At 40.2% G+C, this 24,855-nt stretch carries 17 protein-coding genes, 1 pseudogene and 1 riboswitch; of the genes and pseudogenes, 10 read left to right on the forward strand and 8 right to left on the reverse strand.

Translation table 11 applies throughout. The features are described from left to right. The 4 genes from C4E06_RS03980 to C4E06_RS03995 all read left to right on the forward strand — a co-directional run. On the forward strand, window positions 1-487 hold a 487-nt coding region (locus tag C4E06_RS03980; RefSeq protein WP_107666916.1), incomplete at its 5' end, for a DUF3365 domain-containing protein. 260 nt (window positions 488-747) lie between these two features. Then, on the forward strand, window positions 748-3,972 hold the full coding sequence (locus tag C4E06_RS03985) for a methyl-accepting chemotaxis protein (protein ID WP_198648296.1): 3,225 nt from the start codon (window positions 748-750) through the stop codon (window positions 3,970-3,972). A gap of 107 nt (window positions 3,973-4,079) precedes the next feature. Continuing rightward, on the forward strand, window positions 4,080-7,436 hold the full coding sequence (locus C4E06_RS03990) for a hybrid sensor histidine kinase/response regulator (protein ID WP_107666918.1): 3,357 nt from the start codon (window positions 4,080-4,082) through the stop codon (window positions 7,434-7,436). 90 nt (window positions 7,437-7,526) lie between these two features. After that, a complete protein-coding gene (locus C4E06_RS03995; RefSeq protein WP_107666919.1) occupies window positions 7,527-8,048 on the forward strand; it encodes a chemotaxis protein CheW in 522 nt (173 codons plus the stop codon). Window positions 8,049-8,139: 91 nt separating this feature from the next. On the opposite strand, the gene C4E06_RS04000 is transcribed toward C4E06_RS03995, so the two are convergent. The 4 genes from C4E06_RS04000 to C4E06_RS04015 all read right to left on the reverse strand — a co-directional run bounded on the left by C4E06_RS04000 (window position 8,140) and on the right by C4E06_RS04015 (window position 13,242). Next, a complete protein-coding gene (locus C4E06_RS04000) occupies window positions 8,140-8,712 on the reverse strand; it encodes a hypothetical protein (RefSeq protein ID WP_107666920.1) in 573 nt (190 codons plus the stop codon). 88 nt (window positions 8,713-8,800) lie between these two features. Next, on the reverse strand, window positions 8,801-10,015 hold the full coding sequence (locus tag C4E06_RS04005; RefSeq protein WP_107666921.1) for a type II secretion system F family protein: 1,215 nt from the start codon (window positions 10,013-10,015) through the stop codon (window positions 8,801-8,803). A 50-nt stretch (window positions 10,016-10,065) separates the two neighbouring features. Next, window positions 10,066-11,172, reverse strand: a complete 1,107-nt coding sequence (locus tag C4E06_RS04010) for a type IV pilus twitching motility protein PilT (protein WP_107666922.1) — start codon at window positions 11,170-11,172, stop codon at window positions 10,066-10,068. 36 nt (window positions 11,173-11,208) lie between these two features. After that, window positions 11,209-13,242, reverse strand: a complete 2,034-nt coding sequence (locus tag C4E06_RS04015; RefSeq protein WP_107666923.1) for a GspE/PulE family protein — start codon at window positions 13,240-13,242, stop codon at window positions 11,209-11,211. A 455-nt stretch (window positions 13,243-13,697) separates the two neighbouring features. Here C4E06_RS04015 and C4E06_RS04020 point away from each other — a divergent pair. Together C4E06_RS04020 and C4E06_RS04025 are read left to right on the forward strand one after the other, a co-directional pair. Next, window positions 13,698-14,307: pseudogene (locus C4E06_RS04020) on the forward strand (IS607 family transposase). Next, window positions 14,285-15,457 (forward strand): RNA-guided endonuclease TnpB family protein, encoded by a 1,173-nt coding sequence (locus C4E06_RS04025; protein ID WP_107666924.1) that lies wholly within the window; start codon window positions 14,285-14,287, stop codon window positions 15,455-15,457. The pseudogene C4E06_RS04020 and the gene C4E06_RS04025 overlap by 23 nt, the downstream one beginning before the upstream one ends. Before the next feature lie 90 nt (window positions 15,458-15,547). Here C4E06_RS04025 and C4E06_RS04030 read toward each other — a convergent pair whose 3' ends face one another. Then, window positions 15,548-16,231 carry a PEP-CTERM sorting domain-containing protein gene (locus C4E06_RS04030; RefSeq protein WP_107666925.1) on the reverse strand — a complete coding sequence of 228 codons (684 nt, stop codon included), beginning with the start codon at window positions 16,229-16,231 and terminating at the stop codon, window positions 15,548-15,550. A gap of 144 nt (window positions 16,232-16,375) precedes the next feature. Next, a riboswitch (cobalamin riboswitch) is annotated at window positions 16,376-16,523 on the forward strand. A 151-nt stretch (window positions 16,524-16,674) separates the two neighbouring features. Here C4E06_RS04030 and C4E06_RS04035 point away from each other — a divergent pair. The 4 genes from C4E06_RS04035 to C4E06_RS04050 all read left to right on the forward strand — a co-directional run bounded on the left by C4E06_RS04035 (window position 16,675) and on the right by C4E06_RS04050 (window position 22,079). Beyond that, entirely contained in the window at window positions 16,675-17,262 is a 588-nt protein-coding gene (locus C4E06_RS04035; RefSeq protein WP_107666926.1) for a hypothetical protein, read from the forward strand. 155 nt (window positions 17,263-17,417) lie between these two features. After that, the gene (gene metE, locus C4E06_RS04040; RefSeq protein WP_107666927.1) at window positions 17,418-19,682 is read left to right on the forward strand and encodes a 5-methyltetrahydropteroyltriglutamate--homocysteine S-methyltransferase; all 2,265 of its coding nucleotides are present in this window, start codon (window positions 17,418-17,420) and stop codon (window positions 19,680-19,682) included. 114 nt (window positions 19,683-19,796) lie between these two features. Then, the gene (locus C4E06_RS04045) at window positions 19,797-20,258 is read left to right on the forward strand and encodes a hypothetical protein (protein WP_107666928.1); all 462 of its coding nucleotides are present in this window, start codon (window positions 19,797-19,799) and stop codon (window positions 20,256-20,258) included. Window positions 20,259-20,321: 63 nt separating this feature from the next. Next, window positions 20,322-22,079 (forward strand): iron uptake porin, encoded by a 1,758-nt coding sequence (locus C4E06_RS04050; protein ID WP_107666929.1) that lies wholly within the window; start codon window positions 20,322-20,324, stop codon window positions 22,077-22,079. 221 nt (window positions 22,080-22,300) lie between these two features. Here the strand turns inward: C4E06_RS04050 and kaiC are convergent, their stop codons facing one another. The 3 genes from kaiC to C4E06_RS04065 form a co-directional block, all read right to left on the reverse strand. Next, the gene (gene kaiC, locus C4E06_RS04055; RefSeq protein WP_107666930.1) at window positions 22,301-23,860 is read right to left on the reverse strand and encodes a circadian clock protein KaiC; all 1,560 of its coding nucleotides are present in this window, start codon (window positions 23,858-23,860) and stop codon (window positions 22,301-22,303) included. Between the two features lie 90 nt (window positions 23,861-23,950). Next, window positions 23,951-24,265 carry a circadian clock protein KaiB gene (gene kaiB / locus C4E06_RS04060; RefSeq protein ID WP_007304489.1) on the reverse strand — a complete coding sequence of 105 codons (315 nt, stop codon included), beginning with the start codon at window positions 24,263-24,265 and terminating at the stop codon, window positions 23,951-23,953. 93 nt (window positions 24,266-24,358) lie between these two features. Continuing rightward, window positions 24,359-24,855 (reverse strand): circadian clock protein KaiA (locus tag C4E06_RS04065; protein ID WP_198648297.1); only part of this gene is annotated, 497 nt, incomplete at its 5' end.

Consider the following 24,855-nt stretch of genomic DNA (forward strand, 5'->3'; position numbering starts at 1 on the left):
CCCTGATTTAGTGACTGATTACATTTACCGCATTATTAAATCAGAACGCACAGTTTACGGTAAATATGTGGTCCAACGACTCAAGGATGAAAACATCGTCAGAGCCTCTGAACATTGGCAACAGGATAAAGCCTTACCGTTACCAGCACAAATGTTTCGGATGAGTTCAGAGTTAGCCTCAGACAATAGTGCTTTTAGTTATGGGGCGATTTCTCCTTGGAGTCTCAATGAAAATAATATCCCGAACACGGAATTTGAGAAAAAAGCCATGGATAATATTTTAACCACTGGCTTACCTTATAAGGATTATCAAGTTAAAGATGGCAAAAAATATTTTTCGGCCCTTTATCCTGATAAAGCGGTTTCTGCTGCTTGTATTGATTGTCATAACCAACATCCTACCCATAAACAACGTTATCCCGACAAAGTGTTTAAGGTTGGGGATGTGATGGGAGGTATTTTAATTAATTTGCCCTTAGATCCTTAAGACTCCTATGAAAAGTCAATGAATTATCTGACTAACTCCTTCAATTTTTTAATTGTTAATTCTTAATTCTTAATTTTCCCTCATCCATTACCATGCAAACCCCTGTCAAGCCAGTTCAGAACCCTTCTTCTTCCAAGGTTTCTCATTCTTCTTCGTCGGACGTACCCCCTAAAACCAGTATTCGATCCGATCCACCAAGGTCCTCTAGGTTGCCCTTAATCGAGCAGTTTTATAATTTGCCCATCAGCCGCAAAACTCAAATGATTACCGCCTTAATTTTTCTGACTTTAGGGGGTTTAATTGGGTTAGGCTCAATTTCCTTGGTGGGTAGTTTACGGTCCCATTTACTGTATCAAACCAAGTCTCAATTAGCCGTTACTGAACTTAATTATAATAGCGATTTAGAAAAAATGGCGTTAGGTTTTGCCTCTCAAGCCGAACACCCTATCATTATTGAAGCCACTAAAACCGTCAGTCAAGGACAGTCTTTATCCCCTGAAATTCAAACTCAATTACAATCTATCTTAAAAAACGAACAAAAAATCCATGATCTCGAATATGCTACCTTAGTGAGCAAAGATTTACGGATTATCGCCAACGCCAACGGTCAACGTCAAGGGGAAATCTTTAATCCTCAAGGGTTGATTACTAAAGCCATTGAACAACAAAAACAGATTCGTACCAGTGAATTAGTGAGTTGGGACGAACTGATTCAAGAAAAAGCCCCGTTACCCGCCGGACTCACCAGCCAAGATGCCCTCATTCGTTACACCATTACACCTATTAAGTTACCAGGAACTCAAACCGTAATTGGGACTCTGGTGTCTGGGGATATTGTTAACGGTAATCTAGATATGGTTAAAAAAACCGTCGATACTTTTCAAGGGATAGGCTATAGTGCCGTTTATCTTTACCACCCTAACGATCAATCTTTTACCTTAGCCACAGCTTTTGAAAAAACTGAACTCAGAGAAGCGAATTTTAATCGACCCCTTCCCGATAAATCCATTTTAGAAAAAGCGGTACAAGCTAAAGGAAAGGCCGTTGCTCAACGCAGTTATCTCGATAATCATAGTTATACCCTAGCAGCGAAAGCCATTCCCAACTATAACGGGGATGAGATTGCCCTTTTAGTTTATGGTGATCCAGAACTGGGATTAAATGAGATTCTCAGACAAAGTTTAATGTTACAACTGGGTCTATCGGTGGCGGTTTTGGGGGTTGTGGTTATCGTCGCAGCCGCCATTGCCTCAGCCATCACCAAACCGATTAAACGGTTACAAACAGTGACTCAACAGTTTGCCAGTGGTAACTATGATGCTCGAGTTAATCTCCCCTCCCATGATGAAGTGGGGCAGTTGGGGGAATATTTTAACGAAATGGCCACCCATATTGCAGCCCATGAACAGGGGTTACGCCAACAAACTGAGATGTTTCGCTTTTTGGCTGAACTGTCTTCTCGGACCACAACTGACTCTCTAACCCTAGATAACTGGTTTTCTCAAGCTTTAGAGAGGGCAAGAAACCTCATTAACCTCGATCGCCTTTTTATCTATCATCTTGAGCCAGATCATGAAGGGATAATAGGATACGAAGCGGTTACCCCTGGCTATGCTTCTGTTTTAAACCAAGATCATTATGATCATATTATTTCCCCCAATTTACTCCAACAGTTAAAAGAAAACCCCTCAACCCAAGGGTGGACTTTAGAACAATTAGACGCTATCACACCAGATTCTCAGTACCGAGATAGCTTAAAAGAGTTTCAAGTTAAAGAGCAATTAATTATCCCAATTTTTAATCAAACAACCCTGTATGGCTTTTTAGTAGCCCATCGTTGCACCCATAGTCAGGGTTGGCAAGAAACGGAAATTAATTTCCTTCAACAATTCGTGACCCAACTACAGGTAACCATTAATCGTATCACCCTAGCCAAAATAGAGGGATTAGAATCAGGGTTAGCTCGTTATCTTAAGGACATCACCTTACAAATTTCAACAGAATTCAACGCTGACAATCTCTTTGATTTAGTGGTGGAAAGTAGTCGTCAAGCCTTAAATACGGATCGGGTGATCGTCTATAGCTTTGATGAGAGTTGGAACGGAACCATTATTGCTGAATCGGTTAACCCTGCCTACCCTGCTGCCCTAGGACAACAAATTCCTGATCCTTGTTTTGCTAAATCCTTTGTGGAAAAATACCGTCAAGGACGGGTTAAAGCCCTTTCTAATATTCACAAGGCGGGTTTAAATCCTTGTTATCTCCAACAACTCGAAAGTTTAGAGATCCAGGCTAACTTAGTGGTTCCCATTGTGGTGACTGGGGAATTATTAGGCTTATTAATTGCCCATCATTGTCAGAGTCCCCGTCACTGGCAACAGCCCGAAATTGACTTTTTAACCCAAGTGGCCTTACAAATTGGGGTGGCTTTAGAACGCTCCAATCTCTTGGATGAGCAAACCTTAGTCTCTGAACAACAACGAGTGGCTAAAGAAAAATTACAACAAAGAGCCTTAGAACTCTTAATGGAAGTTGAACCGATTAGTCGGGGGGACTTGACCATTCGCGCTAGAGTCACTCAAGACGAAATTGGCACCATTGCTGATTCTTATAACGCCACCGTGGAAAACTTACGGAGTTTAGTTACCCAAGTGAAAACCGTAGCGCAACAGTTTTCTAACACCAGTAACCAGAAGGAACAGTTAATTGGAACCCTAGCTGAAGAAGCCCTCAAACAGGTTGAACAAATTACCATAGCTGGCGATCGCCTCACCGCGATGAATCATTCAATTAACCTAGTCGCCCAAAATGCCCAAGAAACTCTCATGGCCTTTCAACGGGCTTCTGAGACAGTCGTCGTTGGGGAAAATGCCATGAATGAAACCGTCGAAGGCATGATGGCCATTCAAGATACGGTATCAGAAACCGCTAAAAAGATACAACATTTAGGGGAATCGTCCCAAAAGATTTCTAAGGTGGTTAGTTTGATCAGTCGCTTTGCTGCCCAAACCCACTTACTGGCGTTGAAAGCCTCGATTGAAGCAGCCCGCGCCGGCGAAGAGGGTCGAGGGTTTGCGGTGATTGCTGATGAAGTGCGAGGGTTAGCCACCAGTTCAGCCGAAGCAACCGCAGAAATTGAAACCTTAGTTAATAGTATTCAAACGGAAACCAAAGAGGTTACCCAAACCATGAAAACGGGAACCGAACAAGTGTTACGGGGAACGGAATTAGTCGAACAAACTCGTCATAGTCTTCAAGAAATAACAGTGGCCTCCGAGCAGATTAATGAGTTAGTCAGCGCTATTGCTCAAGCGGCTCAAGAACAATCTTTAACCTCTGAATCGATGAACGAAGTCATGAAGGAAGTTTCAGCTATTGCTAACAATACTTCCGTCTCTGCCACTCATCTGGCTGACTCTTTCCAAGAAGTTCTAACCCTTGCCCAACAGTTACACGCCAAGGTTGAACCGTTTAAAGTTCATTAGGTAATAGGACTTGTGGTTAGAAGTCAAAAGTAATAATTAAACTTTTGCCTTTTGCCTTTTGCCTTTTGCCTTGAGTTTCCCTCTGCTTCCTGACTTTCTCAAAAACCATGATGAACCCCGACATCCGCGATCAAGCCTATCAGTTTTTTATTGAAGAAGCCCCCGAACTTCTCCACATCATTGAAACGGGACTCCTTACCCTCAAAGAAGAGCGTAATAAAGCCACCGTTCACGAGATCATGCGGGCTGCCCATTCTATTAAGGGTGGGGCGGCTAGTGTAGAACTCAATACCATTAAAATTCTCTCCCATCGTCTCGAAGATATTTTTAAAGCCTTGTATGACGAGACCGTGATCATTGATGATGATTTAGAAAGCTTATTATTAGAGGCATTTGATCGCTTGCGTGATCCCCTAGAAGAACAAATGACGACGGGGAGTTTTGATGAAGAAGAGGCTATCGAAACCGCTCTTCCTGTGTTTGAAGCCATCGAAACCATTTTAGGGGATAGTATGGCTCAAGGAGAACAATATATTCCTTCTTCGGCGGATTTGGGGATCGATATTGTTTCTTCTTTGTTTGAAGTGGATGTGGCTCAGGGGTTAGCAGACATTGAAACGGCTTTAGCCTCTCAAGACAATGAACACATCGCTCAAACCTTACGCACTCAAGGGGAAGTGTTTAATGGATTTGCTGAACTTCTCGGCTTACCGGGATTTGGAGAAATTGTGCAAACCACTTTACAAGCCCTTGAAACCTCGCCATCGGAGGCTTTAACCATTGCTCAAGTGGCTTTAACGGATTTCAAGCAGAGTCAACAGTTAGTCCTAGTTGAGGGCGATCGCACTTCGGGGGGTCAACCGTCTCAGGCGTTGTTAAGTCTGGCCAAGGGACAGCCTCTAGAAACAGTCGTATCTTCTCCTGAACCTGCGTTAAGGGATAATTCTGTTCCCTCTTTAGATGATCTTTTTGAAGAGACAGAAGCGGTAGAAACTGTCCCTGAGGAGGCGATTGAAGAAGAGATAGCCCATAGCTCTATCGATTTTAGCAACGCACCCCCATTAGATGATATTTTTGCTTCTACGGATACCGAAATAGAAGAACCAGACTGGGAGGGGGTTCCGGCCTTAGATGATGTGTTCGGAGAATCCTCTCAAGGATCATCAGAGCCAGTTGAAGAGATGGCTTTTGCCACTTCTCTGGACGATTTGTTTGGGGAGGTAAACACCCTAACGGAAGAACCGTTATCCTTAGAAGTTGATGAAACAGAGATTCAAGAAAATCTTGATACTTTTGTCGAGTCCATCGAAGATGTTTTTGAAACCTTACCCACTGTAGAAGAACAGAATAATCAATCCGTTGCAGACAAAGCACTCTCCCACGAAACGGTCAAACAATCCTTCTATGAGACTCGTTCAACTCGTTCCTCTAAACATGGTACAAAAACCCGAAATTCCAGCCAACAAGAGGGTTCAGAAACCCAAAAAACGGCTGCACCTCTCTCGGTTAGGGTGGATTTTAATCGATTGGAAAGAATGAATAATTTAGTGGGAGAATTAGTCATTAACCGTAATAGTTTATCTCTACAAAACGATCAATTACAAAATAAAGTAAAAGACTTACTCAATCGATTTTCTTACTTTCAAAAAATTACCAATACCCTTAAACAATTATCGGATCAAATGGTCATCGCTCCTGAACGTTATGGGACGATAAAAGTTAGGAAACAATCTCTAAAAGGAGAGAATCTTTTGGCTCGTTCTTCTTTTTCTAATCTTTCGGAATCTTCTGATTTTGATTCTTTGGAAATGGATTCTTATAGTACAGTTTATTCAATTGTACAGAGTTTACTAGAAGAAATGATGCAATTAGAGGAATCTGTCGATGATATTGTTCTGTTTGCTCGCTCTTCTAATCAAACCATAGAACAACAACGGCAAATGCTCAACTCACTTCGTGATGAATTAATGTGGGCGAGAATGTTACCTTTAGGAGAAGTCTTAAACCGATTTCCTAGGGTCTTAAGAGATTTATCCAATAAGTATCATAAACCCGTCAAATTGAAGTTAACGGGAACTTCAGTTTTAGTCGATAAAGCAGCATTAGAAAAATTATATGATCCCCTGCAACATCTCCTCAGAAATGGCTTTGATCATGGTATTGAACCCCCAGAAATTCGTCGCAAGTTGGGCAAACCGGAACAGGGACAAATCGAAATTCGCGCCTATCACCAAGGCAACCAAACCATCATTGAAATGGACGACGACGGTGGGGGCTTAGATTTGGAAAAAATTGCTAAAAAAGGAGTTGAAGCAGGGTTAGTGACCCCAGAACAGGTGGCTGTGATGACAAAAGAAGCCCTACAGGATCTAATTTTTGAGCCTGGGTTTTCTACGGCGAGTCAAGTGAGTGAACTCTCCGGTCGTGGGGTTGGTTTAGATGTGGTCAGAGAACAATTACGAGCTTTAAAAGGAACGGTCTCAGTGAGTTCTGTATCTGGCCAAGGAACCACGTTTACCCTTCGTTTACCCTTTACGTTAACCATTGCCAAACTATTAGTCTGTCTCATTCAACAGCATAATTATCACCAAGGAACGGCCATTGCCATACCCTCCGATAGCATCGAGGAAATTATTATGCCAGAATCCGAACAGATTAAAATGTCTGGAAAACAAAGATTTTTAGCCTGGCAAAAACAGATTATTCCTATTTATCCCGTGCAAGATTTACTACAGTATCGTAGTTCTTCTCCGGAAGGGTTTTCATCTCAGTCCCTTCAAGGAATTACCACTCCTGATAATTGGGGTTCACCCTTGCTGATTTTACGGCGAGGAGAACGTTTATACGCTTTAGAAGTGAATCGCTTGGTCACTGAACAAGAATTGGTGGTTAAACCCTTTGGTAAAGCCATAGTCGCCCCTGCTTACACCTATGGTTGCACCATTTTGGGGGATGGAACCTTAATTCCTGTGGTCAATGGCACGATCTTAATTGAAGAATGTATCGAGTCCTATGAGGGTTCAGGAAAATCGGCAGGTATTACGGTGGACAGTTCTAGAGATGAAACGTCTACCCCCATAGCAATGACACAAAATCCTACAGTGTTAGTGGTAGATGACTCAGCCGCCCTACGACGAACTTTAGCCCTAACCTTACAAAAGTCAGGGTATCGAGTGCTACAAGCTAGGGATGGCCGAGAAGCCTTAGAACAATTGCAACAGCCAGGAATTCAATTAGTTATCTGTGATGTGGAAATGCCTAATATGAATGGATTTGAATTTTTGGGGCAGCGTCGTCGTGATCCCGAATTGATGAAAATTCCTGTGGCGATGTTAACCTCTCGTAGCAGTGAAAAACACCGTCAGTTAGCCACCCATTTAGGAGCAAGTGCTTACTTTACTAAACCCTATATTGAACAACAATTTCTAGACACGATTAAAAATATGATTACTCATGAACAGTGAACGGACTTAAGACGGTAGAATCACGAATGTTTATTGATTCTACTTTCTTAATTTTAAATGATTGATTATTATTTATTATCTTAAAAAACTATGACTACTAAAACCACGTCTTATTACACAGCTAATGTTAATTCTTATGGAGAAAATATCGAAACTCGCCGTCGTAAATTGTTGATTTTTAAAACAGGAACCCTTCATTTAGCTTTACCGGTAGAATCGGTTAAAAAAATTACTCACTATACTCCTATACAAGGGAGTGGTGTTACTGCAGTGGGACTCATTCATGTGGATGAAATGGAAATTACAGCGATTGATCTTCACAAACGTCTGTTTAAAGTATCTCAACCCCCTCTCTCAGGACGACAGTTTCTTATCTTAGCTAAAAATAGCGTTGAGGAATTATTTGGCATTCTAGTGTCTCAAACCCCTTCCCTTCTAGAGTTACCTCTAAATCAAATTCGTACGTTACCGGATTCTTATCGTCGTGGAGATACCTTAGAGATAGCAAGTCATGTGACCCGGGTGCAAGATAATGATCAGTTATTAACTGTATTTATTTTAGATGTTGACCGTTTAGTTCCTCCGATGGGTATGGAAAACTTTGCGTTTTAAGAGTGAAGAGAACAAGAAACAGGCAATAGAAAAAAGTCTGTTTCTGTTTCCTCTGAAACGTTCACTGAGATCATGGATATTACTGGACTTTTTATTCTAAAACCGATTCTAAAATATCCTCTGTTTCTTCGGGAATAGAGGGTTGAATAATGTAAGGTAAACAAGCCCCTTTTAATCCTTTTTTGATTCTTTCTAGGGTATTTTCAAAGACCACAAATAAAGGGTAAACTTTTTCACCTCCTTCACTCAACATATGGGCTTCTGTTTGAGGCATTAACCATTCATAATCTTTGTCTAAATGAATTTGAGTTTGTCGCCAACGGCCCAATAAATGGGAAAAATCTTCGTGGGGACGATGAATAAAAATAATAATTTCTGATCCTAACTTAATTTTCCATTCTGGATCACACATAATAATAGCCAGGTCACAAGGTAATTGAATGGCTTCTTGAATATTAGGAGACATTAAATTACTTTCATTTAATGCTTTCCGTTGACGCACTTTAACGACAGGTAAAGGAAGGGTAATTAAACTTTCTTCAGGACGACGTAAACTAGGAATCATTTCTAAATAAGAACGATGCTGTTTTAAGAGGGAAATGGCAGACAAGCGATCGCTATATTCGCATAAAAGTTGTTCGTAATGAGATGATTTAATCGACATAACACAGTTAAGAATAAAATAAGCCCTAAAACTATTATAGAGACGTTCGGGATAACGCCTCTAAAACTTGGAAATATTGACAAATTGTTTATACCAGTTCGTCGAAAATTTTGAACATGGGTAAATACATCGATAAGAGAATAACCCCTACCATACCAGCGATACCAACCATCATTAAAGGTTCAATGACACTGGTTAATGCTTTGACTGCTTGTTCAACTTCATCCTCATAAAAATCAGCGACTTTCATCATCATGGCATCGAGTTCTCCTGTTTCTTCCCCAATACAAATCATTTGAATGGCTAACTGAGGAAAAACGTTAGCATTTTGTAGGGCTAAACTCATCATACCCCCTTGTTGAATTTCTGCTTGGGCCCCGGCCACTGCATTGGCAATCACCTTATTTCCTACCGTATTACAGACAATTTCTAAGGAAGTTAAAATAGGAACGCCAGAACGAGTTAAAGTCCCAAAAACCCGACAAAAACGAGCCACTGCAGACTTTTCATTTAAGTCACCAAATAGGGGCATCTTGAGGAGAAATTTATCAATTTGTAAACGACCTACTGGGGTTTTATAGTATTGTTTAATACCAACAACTAAGACAATTGAACCCACAATAGGAATGAGAATTTTCCAGCTTCGCATAATGCCACTTAAATAGAGCATAAATTGCGTTAAAGCGGGTAATTCTGCTCCTAAATCCTGAAAGATTCCTGCAAAAACAGGGATTAAAAAGATGGTCATCGCAAAGAAAACAACCACCGCTAAAATCCCCACTGTAACCGGATAAGCCATAGCGGATTTAATTTGGTTTTGCAGTCGGGCCATATCTTCCAGAAGTTTCGCTAAACGGTTTAATACTTCATCGAGTACCCCCCCAGTTTCTCCTGCTTCAACCATACTGACATAGAGTTGATCAAAACAGTCCTCATGTTTCCCTAAAGCTTCTGATAAACTAACCCCTTGTTGAACTTCTGCACTAATAGCTAATAATGCTTTTTTCAATTTAGGATTAGTGGCTTGATCAGCTAAAACTCCCAAGCAACGAACAATCGCAACCCCAGCATTAATCATGACAGAAAATTGACGGGAAAAGATAGCTTTATCTTTAACACTAACGTTATTTAAAGCCCCTGCCATCCCTGAAAAATCGAATTGCATTCCTGCTTCACTAATCTTTCCAATAGCAGGATATTGCTGTCTAAGCATTGCTCTTGCTTGCTCTGGAGAAGTAGCTTGCACTTTTTGCTTAGAAATTTTTCCTTTTAAATCTTTGACTTGAGCGATATAAGTAGGCATTTTCTTTCATACACAATAAACAGTAATAAACGGTCGTTAATAGTGGGTTTTTAACGACGAGATTTAGATTTTACGCCCATAGTTGCACCCCCAATTAAGCGTTGTAACTCATCGGGTTTAGCACTTTTAGAAACTGCTTCTTCAAAAGAGACTGATCCACTGACAACTAGGTTGGCTAAAGCCTGTTCCATGGTTTGCATTCCCAGTTTCATGCCTGTTTGAATAGCCGAATAAATTTGACCGGCTTTTCCTTCTCGCATGAGGTTAGCGATCGCAGGAGTGACAATCATAATTTCTTGTGCCATTGCTCGACCAAATTCACCAGGTTTTGGGTTCTTTTTCTTAGCTAAACATTGACTAAAGACAGCGATTAACGAGTTAGATAACATTGCCCTAATTTGTGCCTGTTGGTTAGCAGGAAATACGTCCACAATACGGTCAATGGTACCGGCGGCTGAATTGGTGTGTAATGTGCCAAAAACTAAGTGTCCTGTTTCGGCTGCGGTGATGGCTAAACTAATGGTTTCTAAGTCCCGCATTTCCCCCACTAGAATGATGTCAGGATCTTCCCGTAAAGAGGCTTTTAAAGCATTAGCAAAAGACTTGGTATCTTCTCCTTTTTGTCGTTGATGAAAGAGACTTTTAACATTAGGAAAAACGTATTCAATGGGGTCTTCAACCGTTAAAATATGTTCTTGTCGGGTTCGATTAATTAAGTCTAAAATCGCTGCTAAGGTGGTGGTTTTACCCGATCCTGTTTGTCCCGTGACTAACACCAAACCCCTTGGGCGTTCTGCCATTTCTCGCACAATATTTGGCAGTCCTAACTGTTCAAAATTGGGAATTTTCGAGGACAACGCCCGCAAACAAGCAGCATAACAACCCCGTTCTTTATAAACATTGACGCGAAATCTTGCCAACCCTTTAACCCCATAGGAACAGTCTAATTCCCAATTTTGTTCTAACTCTTTCCGTTGAGAATTATTGAGCATACTGAAAATTAATTTTTGACTTTCTTGAGGAGAAAGGGGTTCTTCATCAATGGGGGCGAGTTTACCGCTAATCCGAAAATAAATAGGCGCACCGGCTTGAATGTGCATATCGGAACCCCCCATTTCCACAAGTTGTTCCATCAAGTCTTCAATCATCATATCCATTGGATTTTGCTCCTTAAAATTAAATTAGATTAGTTATTAGGTAAATCTGGGAGTCATACAATAGGGGCAGTCCATCCACTCCGGTTCAAGGCCCGCATGGCAGGTTTTACACTCAAGGGAACTTTTGCGCTTGGCTTTTAATTCTGCTTCGAGTCCCGTATCGGTAAAGGTGACCCGTTCGACTTCTTCGAGGGTAGTATGACCTTCTTGAACCAGTTGTAAACTGTAAGCGAGGATGGTGATCATGCCTTCTTCAACGGCTGCTTCCTTAATGCGATCGGTGGTTGCTCCTTCGTTAATCAGGCTTTGAATACGCTCTGTATTGCGCATCACTTCGTAAACCCCAACCCGTCCCTTGTAGCCACTCCCACCACATTTTTGGCAAAGGCTGCCATCTTTTTTCGCTTCGGCAATTTCCTCTGTGGTTAATTTATTGGCCTTATAAATGGTGGTTTCTTCATCATTGGAAGCGGACAGACCAAAACGGGCTAATTCTGCTTTAGTGGGGTTATAAGGAACACGACATTCACTACACACCCGACGCATTAGCCGTTGCGCTAATACCCCTAATAACGCCCCAGAAATCATAAAGGGTTCAACCCCCATTTCATCGAGACGAGCCACAGCCCCCGGTGCATCATTGGTATGTAGAGTGGTTAAAACTAAGTGTCCGGTTAAAGCTGCTTCAATGGCAGTTTTTGCTGTTTCTACGTCCCTGGTTTCTCCCACTAGAATTACGTCAGGATCTTGTCGCATAAATGCCCGTAAAATCGAAGCAAAGTTCATTCCTTTTTCTCGAATCACCTGCACCTGGGTAATACCGGGTAACGAGTATTCAATGGGATCTTCGGCGGTGCTAATATTCACCCCAGGGTTATTCCTTTCGGCTAAGACTGAATATAAACTGGTAGACTTACCCGAACCGGTTGGCCCGGTTACCAAAAATAACCCAAAAGGACGACTCGCTAAGTCTCGGACAATTTGTAAGGTTTCTTGGTTGGTAATGAGTTTATCTAACCCTAACTGAGTGGCAGAGTTATCTAAGATCCGTAAACAGACTTTTTCCCCATAACGACTGGGTAAGGTATTGACCCGAAAATCCACTTTTCGACCTTGATAAATGCGTCGAATTTTACCATCTTGAGGGAGACGACGTTCGGCAATGTCGAGATCAGCCATAATTTTAAACCGCGCGACCACCGCCGGGGTGACTTTTCGCGGTAGGGGATCAAAGGCTTGTTGCAGAACCCCATCTTTACGGAAACGAATTTTTAAGCTTTCTTCTTGGGGTTCAACGTGAATATCTGAGGTTCCATCCTGGAGAGCTTTGGCAAGGATTTTATTAACTAAATTAATAACCGGGGCCTGTTCAGCATCATTGGAATCTAGAGCATCATGGCTTTCGTCATCGTCCTCGGACATTGCGGCATCTAAGTTACCGACAATGTCCGTCAGATCGGCCATTTTTTTGAGGGCTTCTTCTTTAGAAAGACGTTCATTTTCTGCGTCAATTTCCCCTTGAAGTTCATGATACTGTTCTAATAAACGATCATAATCTTCTTGAGTAATGACCATGCGCCGTAACTCTAGGTTTCTCGCCCTTAAGATGCGGTTTAAATCATCTTGGGCCGCTAGGTTATCGGGGTCAACCATCGCAACTAAGATTGAGGGGGGTTCCCCGTTATGTTGCGATAGGGGTAAAATTTTATGGCGACGACAAATGTCAAAGGGAATTAAGGAATTGATTAATTCAGCCATCTGGCGATCCGCGACGGGAGAAACTTCGGGATCGATACAGTCGACACCATAAAGGATTTTGAGTTCAAATAAATGGTGTTTTTTATATTGTCGTAATAAATCGGGGGATAAGGGTTCTCCAGTCATCACCTGTAACACTTCTGTTAAGGGACGACCGCTTTTTCGGGTTTCGACTAGGGCCTGTTTCATTTGATCGGGGCCGACATATCCGGCTTCGATCAGTTTATTGCCAAAGGGTGAAAAGTAATTACGCAGGGCAACCGCCCGACTGCGTTTGGAAGACGTTAAATTTGAAGAAGACAAAGAAGACATAAGGCAGTAATCATAGGCTGCTTACCTCTTTATTGTTCCCAAAGCTGTGATCGAAATTACCATGCTGAGAAAAATTTTGTTGTTAAACGATAGCTTTGTCCTTTACTATAAGGAACTTGAGAATATTATTACCAACCTTGATAATTAGATCAATATTGGGAATGATATCCTATGGTCAGTTAATTATCGGTTCTAGTTGATTTGATTCGCAACGATAACTTAAAAAGAAGTGTCAAAAGTTAAGATTTTTTGATATATAGTCCTTTCAAGTGGATGCGATCTCGAAGAGATCCCCTTTGCGGTGCGCTTCTTGATGCAGTCGCTCTAAGAAGGAAACCTTCAAGACCGCGCTGCATCGCTTTTTTAAGAGTAGGTGGGCAAAGGGGTAGGAACAGAAGTCAAAAATCTAACTAATACTATCTAAACTTACTCATAATTTGTGCTATCATACTTTTATGAGTAAGTTAACCATATCAGAAGCAGCTAAATTAAAAGGTGTAAGCGTATCGACGTTAAGACGTTGGGAGTCTGAAGGTAAATTAATACCCGAAAGAACAGCCAATGGACATCGACGTTATACAGTTTCTCAGTTGCTTGGAGTTAAAGAAAATCTTTCTTATACAGTTGGTTATTGTCGTGTTTCTAGTCATGATCAAAAGAAGGATCTAGAACGTCAAAAAGAAGTTGTTGAACTATTTTGCGCTTCATTATGGTTGGCAAGTTGAAATCATATACGATCTAGGTTCTGGGCTTAACTACAACAAGAAAGGATTGAAACGATTAATTAGATTAATTGTTGATAGTAAAGTTGAGAGGTTGGTTTTGACTCATAAAGATAGGTTGCTTAGATTTGGTAGTGAATTAATCTTTAGTTTATGTGAACATTTTGGCACAGAAGTTGTTATCATTAACCGAACTGAATATAGTACATTTGAGGAGAATTTGGCACAAGATGTCTTAGAAATTATTACTGTTTTTTCTGCTCGATTGTATGGTTCAAGAAGCCATAAAAATAGAAAAATCGTAGAGGAGCTTAGAGACGTTGCTACTAGGATTCAAGACTGAACTAAAACTAAATAATCAACAACGTGCATTGTTAGCTAAACACACAGGGACAGCCCGTCATGCTTGGAATTGGGGATTGGCTTTAACTAAGCAAATCTTAGATCACAATACAGCTAATCCTAATGATAAAATCAAGTTTCCTAGTGCGATTGATTTACATAAATGGTTGGTGGCTTTAGTTAAGTCTAAACATGAATGGTATTATCAGGTGTCTAAATGCGCTCCTCAATGGGCATTAAGAGCTTTAGCTAATGCCTGGGGACGATGCTTCAAGAAACTTGCTAAACCTCCAAGGTTTAAAAAGAAAGGTAAACACGATAGTTTTACTTTAGATGGCAGTATTAAATGTGACCATCAAAAGATAAAAGTTCCCGTTATTGGTTGGCTTAAAACTTATGAGCGATTACCTCAAGGTTATCAACCTAAATCTGTCACTATCAGCCAAAAAGCTAATAGATGGTTTCTTAGTTTCAAGGTTGAGGTAGAACCAGTATCAACATCTAAAAGTGTTGAGATAGTAGGTTGTGATTTAGGGGTGAAATCTCTAGCAACTTTATCGTCTGGGTTAGTATTTGAAGGGGCTAAAAGTTATCGTAAATACGAGAAGAAACTAAGCAGACTTCAATATTTAGCTCGCCATAAAATCAAGGGTTCTAATAATTGGAAAAAAGCGCAAAAGAAGATAGCTAAACTGCATTTTAAAATAGCTAATATTCGTAAAGATACATTACACAAACTCACTACGTATTTAGCCAAAAACCACAGCAAGATAGTAATTGAGGATCTAAATGTGTCAGGGATGATGGCTAATCACAAGTTAGCTAAAGCTGTTCAAGATATGGGTTTTTATGAATTCAGAAGACAACTTGATTATAAAACGATAGTTTATAATTCTGAATTAATAATAGCTGATAGATGGTTTCCAAGTTCTAAAAAATGTTCTAATTGTGGACATATTAAAGAAACTTTATCTTTAAGTGAACGAGTTTTTGAGTGTGAATTATGTTCTTTTAAATGCGGACGTGATCTTAACGCCTCATTTAATTTAGCGTCTTTGGCGGTGAGTTCCATCGTGTCAGCTTGTGGATTGGTGAGTGCCGACACCGCCAGAATGAAGCAAGAAGTTAACATCAAACCCACCAATCGGTAGGTTTGAGTAAGTTTAACGGAACGGAAAAAACAAGAGTATCATCCCTAACAGTTAGATTTGCCCACCCTACAAATGCTATAACCAGTAACTTTAAGTTGATTTTTTCTTAACCCATAATGCACTTAATCCTAACATCCCTAACCCTAAAATTCCTGTGGGTTCTGGCACTTGAGTTGCCATTAAAGTTTGTCCCAGTTCCTCACCAGCATTAGGATCATCGAGAACTTCAGCCCTGGTACGGGTAAAAAAGGCAATATCTAAGTGTGGTCTTACCCCTCTTGTAAACCCTTCAGGTAAGTCAGGAAACTCATTGGCCCAGTCTGTTAAGTGTACATGGGGACTAGGATCATCATCATCAGGGAATAACTCAGCCATAGAATCGGGTGCTGAAAAGAAATTAACCCCTTCTCCCCTTTCTCCACCAATACTAATACCATTGTCAGCATCCCACGCTCCCGTTTGTAAAATTTGCTTAGTATTAGTATCAAAATTGAAGTTAAAATCGGGAGAGTTGAGATGATTATCGAAGAATTCCTGAAAAATATTCCCATCAGGATCAATAAAAGCAATATCAAAGGAAGTTAAATCATCTTCTCGGACAATTCCATCTCCATCAACTTGGTTTTCATCGTAACTAAAACTTCCTTTTACTTGATAGCCTAAAGTTTGTCCAGTCCAATGTAAATTAAAGGTAATAGCTTCTGCTGAACCAGCAGAAATTAAGCCTAAACTTAAGAAAGTGGCTGCAAACAAACCAATACTTTTTTGCTTCATTAGCTACTTATTCTCTGAAATTATATTATCGGTTGACTCTATGGTTCTAGCAAAATTGTTTCAGTCATTCCACAGACAGATTGTCAAACTTAACTATGCCAAAAAACTTACTCAAGAATAAAAGATTTATTGGCGATGATATGCTACAATGCAAAAAATATCGGTTCTAGTGGAGATCAGCCACTAGAAGTAATGGGGAAAGTTCGGTGTAAATCCGTCGCTGTCCCGCAACTGTGATGAGACGTTTCAACTTCTCTTAGTCAGAATGCCCGCCGATTAATTAATCCACGTTCATAATCATCTGCGAGGTACGGATTGTGGTCAATATGATTTGTCTGAGGAAGTGTTATCCTCAAAAGTTTTTTATTCAAAAGATCCACATAGATTCTCTATGGAAGTCTCGCCCAAATCAATTGGGTGTGTTCGCAACGATGACTTAGAAAATGAGACAAGAATCTATTTCTAAGTCATTTTCTTGGGAATCTGCTTGGAAAACCGTTTCTCAAGGGAGTTTTTGGCAATTTAGCCTAATTTTTATAGGTTGTGTCAGTAGCTTAATTTATCCCCATGCACCTTTAGTTGGGTTTTCTGCCGTTGCAGGTAATACGTTGACGCGCAAGAAAGCTTTAACCTGTGTCATGGTGATTTGGTTAGCTAATCAACTTTATGGCTTTATTATTCGCCAATATCCTCAAACTTGGGAATCTTTAACCTGGGGCATCGTGATGGGACTGGGAACATTGTTTGTCACGGGGTTAGTTACCCTAAGACCTACCTTTTGTCAGCGTTTCTGGGGACATTGTTTGTGGTTAGTCATAAGCGTTATCGGTGGCTATCTTCTATATGAAGGGGCAATTATTTTAATTGCCCAGTTAATGGGAGGACATAGCTTAACTTTAGCGATTTTATGGCGAATTTTCCTCAAAAATTGTCTCTGGGGGATAGGTTTATCTCTCATTCATGGTTGCGTTGTTGGTGTAATGATGCAATTTTCCCCCCAATATTCGTCTCAGTCAGCAGATAAGGTTTAAGGTTAATTCTCATAATTTGGGATTTAAAGCCTAAATCTGTCCTTTTTTAATTCATTTCACTTATCCCACTGACTTGTTCTGCAAGTGAGACAGGGTTTTTATGTCTTAATTTTTCGCAATATCAAGTCTCATATTCATTCATTTTCAGAAGAAATATGTCAATTATCACTGCAACCCTTGGTTATCCCCGTATTGGAAAGCGTCGTGAAGTTAAGAAAGCCTTAGAGTCCTTTTGGCGCAACGAATTACCCTCTGAAGAACTATTACAAATTGTTCAAGAGGTAGAAGAAGCCAGTTGGACAAAACAAGCGGAGACGGGAATCGAACAGATAGGAATAGGTGATGCTACCCTTTATGACCAAATATTAGACTGGTCGGTGCGTTTAGGCTTAATTCCTGCCCGTTTTCAACAATTTAGTGGTAAAGAGCGTTATTTCGCTATGGCACGGGGTAAAGATGGGGTTCCTGCCTTAGAAATGACCAAATGGTTTGATACGAATTATCATTATCTTGTGCCTGAAATTACGGCAGATATTACCCCTATCGCTGATTTTAGCGATTTTATTGGGATTGTTAAGCGAGGTTTAACCCAATTAGGGGAAAAAGCTGTTCCTATCATTATCAGTCCCCTTACCCTATTACAGTTAAGTCGTTTGGAGGGAGTGAATTTTGAGGATATTCTCAACCAATTATTACCCTTATACTGTGAATTATTGCAGGAATTAAAAGCATTAGGGGTTAAAACTGTACAAATTCATGATCCCATCTTAGTTTTAAGCCATTCTTCTCAGCTTAAAGCCCATTTTCAAAAGGTTTATACAGAATTAGGGCAAACAGGACTGAATATTAATCTTGTCACCTATTTCGATGATTTAGGAGATAATTACCCTTGGGTGATGGAATTACCAGTAAACACGATTAGTTTGGATTTTACACGGGGAAATAACTTAAATTTACTCCAAAAATACGGGTTTCCCTCTGATAAAATTTTAGGGGCAGGAGTAATCGACGGTCGCAATATTTGGCGTATTCGTCCACAATCTGTCATTTCCTTGCTGGAAATCATTCAAACATTCACTAATAAGCTATCCGTTCAACCTTCCTCATCTTTACAATTTGTTCCTTACGATGCTGCTTTAGAGGTTAAATTACCCGAACCCTTGCATAATGTGTTGAGTTTTGCTGAACAAAAATTAGAGGAGGTGGTCATTTTAGGGAAAACCTTAACAGGAGAAAATACGCAAACAGAACTGGCGTTAATTGAACAAAAATGGGATGAATTTGCTCAATTTAGTCCAGTGAATCAAGGAATTAAAACAAAGCTAGAAAAATTAACCCCTGGCGACTTCCAACGTTCTTTATCCTACACTTCACGCATTGCTCAACAAATTTCTCTTCCTCCCCTACCTACCACAACCATTGGTTCCTTTCCCCAAACCTCAGAAGTCCGTAAACTGCGATCGCAGTATAAACGAGGTGATATTAGCCCAGAAGACTATCAGAAAGCAATGGAGGCGGAAATTGCCAAATGTATTAAGATTCAGGAAGAAATCGGCTTAGATGTCCTAGTACACGGGGAATTTGAACGGACAGATATGGTGGAATATTTTGGGCAACAGTTAGACGGTTTCGCCTTTACCCAACAGGGATGGGTACAAAGTTACGGCAGTCGTTATGTGCGTCCTCCCATTATTTTCGGCGATGTGGTGCGAACTGCACCGATGACTGTCCAAGAATACCAATTTGCTCAATCTTTGACCGAAAAACCCGTCAAAGGAATGTTAACTGGCCCAGTCACCATTCTTAACTGGTCTTTCCCTCGTAGCGATATTTCTCGTCAAGAACAAGCCTATCAAATTGCGATCGCTATACAAGAAGAAGTCACAGACTTAGAAAAAGCGGGTGCAAAAATGATTCAAGTGGATGAACCTGCATTTCGGGAAGGTTTACCCTTAAAACAGGAAAAATGGTCTGATTATCTTTCCTGGGCTGTGGATGCCTTTCGTTTAGCCACTGCCAGTGTACAACCCCAAACCCAAATTCACACCCATATGTGTTATTCCGAGTTTGGCGACATTATCCAAGACATTGAACGCTTAGACGCAGACGTGATTTCCATTGAAAACAGTCGTAGCAATAATCGTACCTTAGAAGAAGTCGCCGAAGGAGGCTATTCTCATCAAATTGGTAATGGAGTTTATGATATCCATTCCCCCGTTATCCCAACCGTAGAACAGTTAACCCAACAATTAAAAACCGGAATTTCTACTCTTCCCTTAGAACAAATTTGGGTAAACCCTGATTGTGGGTTAAAAACCAGACGTTGGGAGGAAGTGATTCCTTCATTGAAAAATATGGTCGAAGCAACCCGAAAAGTCCGAGAAGAGATTGATTTATCGACCCATCATCAAAATTTATAACCTGTTACTCCCTTTCACCCAATCAAGCAAAAGCCCAATTCTTATAAGCGGAATGTTAGGATTAAGTCAACAACGCAAATACCAAAAATAACTTGTTGATAAGTGAGGAGAAAAATGTTACCAAATAATATCCAAGATTGGCAACAAACCTTCATCGAAACTAACTTTATTGTTCTGGGTTTTAATGCTTGGAATGGGTATCTAAAATCTGGACGAGGGGTAATTGTGTGTAGTACCAATTCCCCTTCCATTAATCGTTTTGGGGAAAGCTTTAAAACTCATTTTGTTCCTCGTTCTCGCCTCGCTCCTTTTTTAAATGCTTGGTTGGCCGCCCCTGATACGGTCATTGTAAAAGGACATTTTATGACGGATCATATTTTAGAGGCAGTTGATAATTATGATCCGAATCGAGCTGTTATTTTACTGTTAGAGTTAGGAGAAAATTGTTCATTTTTTTATCTAAAAGAATTGCCCTTATCTCCTCCAAAGTGTCACCAAACAATTTTAAAAACTTGGGATGAATTTAAGTTATCTCAAGGGAAATTCAAACCAACCTGTGACACAAAAAATCATTGATAATTTAGACTATCTTACAATTAAAAATTGGTTTTTAATTATACATAAGGTGTGAGTGATTGTATGTCAAATTTATTTTTTGTTTTCAAAATATCAGCGTTTGTTTTTGGTATGATTTCCCTATCAACAACAGTAAACGCTTTACCAGAGGAAAATTTTCCCAGAAAACAGTTTCAGAACAGTTCCTTAAACTCTGAGACTGCTCAAAAAGCGGATGTTTCAGCCTCACAAGAAACCTCCCCTGTTCTTACACTACCTAAACCCGATCACAACTTTTACTTAAGACAGTCTCGGGATGGCTTTTTAAACCCGGCCAGTCGTCGTCAGGGTTCCATGTCCCAAGTCACCAGTGTTTCGGAATTACAAGACATTTCACCCACCGACTGGGCTTATGAAGCTTTACGCAGTCTGGTCGAACGGTATGGCTGTATTGTGGGATATCCAGACCGCACGTTTCGGGGAAATAGAGCATTATCTCGTTACGAATTCGCGGCTGGTTTAAATGCCTGTCTCAATACTATAGAACGATTAATCCAGGAAAATGTTGCCGTTTTACGGGAAGACATCGAAAAATTGAAACGATTGGCACAAGAATTTGAACAAGAATTGATCGCTTTGGGGGCAAGGGTGAGCAATTTAGAGGAACGAGTCGCTTACCTCGAAGATCATCAATTTTCCACCACCACTAAGTTAACTGGGGAGTTTGTGGTCGGTTTAACCGGTATTACCAGTGGAGAAAGAGACGGAGGCACTGAAGAAATTAACAAAGTTACTAACTTCGGTTACAGGGGACGACTAGAACTTAATACCACCTTTGACGGTAACGATCTCCTCTATACCCGTCTCGCAACTGGCACTGTACCCGCCTATTCTGACATCACAGGGACGTTTGAGGGAGAATTAGGCTTTTCCCAACCTGATGGCAGTGATCTCGCCGTAGAACTGATTATTTACGAGTTTGACCTGGCTGAAAATATCAGAATGTTCGTTGAACCGGTTGGAGGTGCGTTTGATGACTTTGTGCCAACAGTCAACTTTTTGGACGGTGACGGGGCGTTTGGGGCTATTTCTGCCTTTGGAAGTCGTAACCCCCTCTATTATATGGGTGAAGGTCCAGGAATTGGCTTTCAGGGTCGTTTATTTGAGGTATTTGAGTGGAGTGGGGGTTATTTAGCCACCGATGGTAATGATCCCTCCTTGGGTGCAGGGATGTTTAATGGTCCTTATGGGTTAATTGGACAGTTTGCCTATGAACCCAGTGATAGCTTAAAAGTGGCCTTTACCTATGTGCATGGTTACAATAATTTAGACTCCGGAACAGGAACCCGTCGCTCCAATTTTCAAACCTTTGTTGAAGAAGAATTTGAACAGTCTGTAAATACGGTTAATAATTCCTACGGTGGAGAATTTACTTGGCGTATTTTTGACAGGTTTGTGTTAGGAGGTTGGGCTGGTTTTACCAGTACGAGAACCCTCGGCGCTATCGATGTCGGTCCCGATAATGATGTCATTCAACGGGGTAAGTTAGATATTTGGAATTGGGCGGTAACTTTAGCCTTTCCTGATGCCTTTGCAGAAGGGGATACGGGAGCCATTATTGTGGGGATGGAACCCTGGGTTTCTAAGGCCGATATTAACTTTCCTGATGATTTAAGAAGAACGGATCAAGATAGTTCTTTTCATATTGAGGCAATTTATCAATATCCTCTCAATGACAATATCTTAATTACCCCTGGAATTATTGTTATTACTGAGCCTGATTTTGATGATCGAAATGAGGCTTTAGTTATTGGTACGATTCGCACTACATTTACATTTTAACGACTAGGAAATTAGGAGATTAATCTAGTAGCTATCTCCAGAAATTCAGTGCTATCGCTATTTTATTCAGTTAAACACATATTTTCAGCCACGAGGTGACAAGCCATAAATTGTTATGCCACGAAAGAGGTACCGAATGTGAGCTAAAAGATTAGAAAATAAATGGGAAAAAAGAGTGGTAATAATCAATGCCTTTTTTCCCTGACTTTCTCAACCCTCAATTACTCTTCTGTTTTATCTTTTACCCCTCGAACAATACGGGATAATTCGCTTTTTTCATCTACCGTAATGCGACTAGGAGAACCACTAATAATCCGTTCATAATTACGGAAAGAATCTTGAATAATGGGTCCGTCTTGATTAATCATATATTCTCGAATCCCTTTATCATGCCAAGATCCCCGCATTTTAAACACATTAATTGCCCGTGACATTTCCCCTCGAATTTCTACATATTGCAACATTAAAATAGTGTCGGTAATGGTAGAAATATGGGATTCTGTAATGGAATGGGCCCCCATAAATTGATCAGTGGTGTTGGTAAAGAAACCTGTAATTTCTTCTTGTTTGGCGTATCCTGTCACTCCAATGACAAATTGACGGAAAGCGTTGTTAGTCACTCCCCTTGCTAAAGCTGATAAAGAATCAATGGCAATTCGAGAGGGTTTAAATTCAGAAATTTCTGATTTAATAATTTGTAAATGGTCTTCTAAACCAGCCGATTCGGGATAGGTACATAAGAGTTTTAAGAGTCCTCTTTGTTCCATTTCTTCAAAGTCAATACCCCAAGAAAAAGCGTTACGGGATAACTGGGCCCGGGACTCTTCGTAGGCGAATAAAATCGCCCTTTCTCCTTGACGACATCCTTCTTCTAAAAATTTACTGACTAATAAGGTTTTGCCGGTTCCGGTTGCCCCGGTGGCCAAGATAATGGAGTCTTTAAAGAATCCTCCACCACACATATCGTCTAGGGTTTTAACACCGGAAGAAATTCGGGCATTGGATGATCGTTGTGTCAATCTCATTGCCCCCAAAGGGAAGATATTAATGCCATCATTAGTAATAGTAAAAGGATATTCTCCTTTCATGTGGGTTGTCCCCCGTAACTTGAGAATTTCAATGGTACGGCGACGACGTTCCCCTTCTAAAACATTGCGAACAATAATAACATTATCAGAAACAAATTCTTCGACTCCAAATCGGGCAATTTGTCCATATTCTTCTACTCGTTCTGTGGTTAAAATGGAGGTAACTCCTAACTGTTTTAAACGGGCAACCAGGCGAAAAATTTCCCGTCTCACCACAGAAGCTGCATCGTATTGTTGAAAGACGGCGGTGACAGAATCGATAGAAACTAGCTTCGCTTTATATTTATGAATGGCATATTGTATCCGTTCAATTAAAGCGGATAAATCAAAACTTCCCACAACTTCTTGCCCTTCTGGATCGGGGGAAGCATCTAAAATAAACAATTGACCTTCGTCGATTAGTTCTTGTAAATCCCAACCAAAACTATAAGCATTTTCAATAATGTCATGGGGAGATTCTTCAAAGGTAACAAACAGCCCAGGATAATCAAAATATTTAATCCCGTGATATAAAAATTGGACAGCTAAAAGGGTTTTTCCTGTTCCCGATGTGCCACTGGCTAAGGTTGTTCTTCCTAAAGGTAATCCTCCATGGGTGATCTCATCTAATCCTTCGATCATTGTCCGAATTTTACGAACACCTTTAGGGGTTAATGGTTGTGGTTGATTTTCACGGGGAAGAGGTTGATTCATGACTGCTTTATAATTATTTTTAATTAACTGAAACGTATGAAAGTTTATGGAAAATTGAAAGCGAAACCTTGAATCGAATCTGACTATTTTTTAGGGATCATTTTCCCTTTCTCTAATTTCTTCATAAAGAAGATCCAAGCCAATTAAGACTTTTTCGCGATCAGAAAGATCCCCAATAATTTTACGCACGGGAGGGGGTAAAATTTTCGCTAGGGTTGGAGTGGCTAAAATTTTATCTTCTTCAGCCAGTTGTGGATTTTTCAAAACATCAATAACTTTCAAGGCATAAACCCCCTTAAATTCATCTTCGAGAATATTTTTTAGGGTTTTTAAAGCTCGCACGGAGTTGGGGGTATTACCTGCGACATAGAGTTTGAGAACGTAGGTTTTTTTGAAGTCAATCATGGCCGTCTATAAAGGAATAGTATCTAAAAACATATCGAGGGATTCAACAATAATAAGCGTTATCTTAGTAGTATTGTATAATGTTTGACGACTTTAATCGATTTGATTTAATAAATCAAAAAGTAAGTCTCCTCTGGGAATTGAACGACGATACATTTCTCCTAGATGAGCTAAAATGTCAATAATAGCTAAACGATAGTCTAAAAGAATTTCTTCGCTGCGTCCTTCTAATTTCAGTTGCTGAGAAAATTCGTCCATGAGTTCCATGTGTATTTCTAATACCCGAGAAACGGAAATATCTGAGAAAAAAGCTTGATTGACAAATTGGTCAATGGCTTGATTCACGTCGGTTTCTTCGCCAAAATAATTTAAAATGATTTCCCGATAACTGATCATTAATTGTTTTAATAACTCCTGTTTATCTTTTGGGGAAAGATTGCGATAAAAATACTTGGGATCGCGCTTATAATAAACCCCTAAATAGCCTAATCTTTCTTTTAGTTTTTCTGCTAAACGACGCTGTTGCAGAAGTAAAAAACTTTGATTATTTTCTGAACTCATATCCCCTTGAGACGATAAAGGTTGATCTC

Source organism: Cyanothece sp. BG0011 (assembly GCF_003013815.1).
Lineage (GTDB): Bacteria > Cyanobacteriota > Cyanobacteriia > Cyanobacteriales > Microcystaceae > Crocosphaera.

Excerpts from the sequence above, each read along its gene's own strand:
- C4E06_RS03985 (WP_198648296.1), top strand. The coding sequence starts at position 748 with ATGATTACCGCCTTAATTTTTCTGACTTTAGGGGGTTTAATTGGGTTA.
- C4E06_RS03990 (WP_107666918.1), top strand. The coding sequence starts at position 4,080 with ATGATGAACCCCGACATCCGCGATCAAGCCTATCAGTTTTTTATTGAA.
- C4E06_RS03995 (WP_107666919.1), top strand. The coding sequence starts at position 7,527 with ATGACTACTAAAACCACGTCTTATTACACAGCTAATGTTAATTCTTAT.
- C4E06_RS04000 (WP_107666920.1), bottom strand. The coding sequence starts at position 8,712 with ATGTCGATTAAATCATCTCATTACGAACAACTTTTATGCGAATATAGC.
- C4E06_RS04005 (WP_107666921.1), bottom strand. The coding sequence starts at position 10,015 with ATGCCTACTTATATCGCTCAAGTCAAAGATTTAAAAGGAAAAATTTCT.
- C4E06_RS04010 (WP_107666922.1), bottom strand. The coding sequence starts at position 11,172 with ATGGATATGATGATTGAAGACTTGATGGAACAACTTGTGGAAATGGGG.
- C4E06_RS04015 (WP_107666923.1), bottom strand. The coding sequence starts at position 13,242 with ATGTCTTCTTTGTCTTCTTCAAATTTAACGTCTTCCAAACGCAGTCGG.
- C4E06_RS04030 (WP_107666925.1), bottom strand. The coding sequence starts at position 16,231 with ATGAAGCAAAAAAGTATTGGTTTGTTTGCAGCCACTTTCTTAAGTTTA.
- C4E06_RS04035 (WP_107666926.1), top strand. The coding sequence starts at position 16,675 with ATGAGACAAGAATCTATTTCTAAGTCATTTTCTTGGGAATCTGCTTGG.
- metE (WP_107666927.1), top strand. The coding sequence starts at position 17,418 with ATGTCAATTATCACTGCAACCCTTGGTTATCCCCGTATTGGAAAGCGT.
- C4E06_RS04045 (WP_107666928.1), top strand. The coding sequence starts at position 19,797 with ATGTTACCAAATAATATCCAAGATTGGCAACAAACCTTCATCGAAACT.
- C4E06_RS04050 (WP_107666929.1), top strand. The coding sequence starts at position 20,322 with ATGTCAAATTTATTTTTTGTTTTCAAAATATCAGCGTTTGTTTTTGGT.
- kaiC (WP_107666930.1), bottom strand. The coding sequence starts at position 23,860 with ATGAATCAACCTCTTCCCCGTGAAAATCAACCACAACCATTAACCCCT.
- kaiB (WP_007304489.1), bottom strand. The coding sequence starts at position 24,265 with ATGATTGACTTCAAAAAAACCTACGTTCTCAAACTCTATGTCGCAGGT.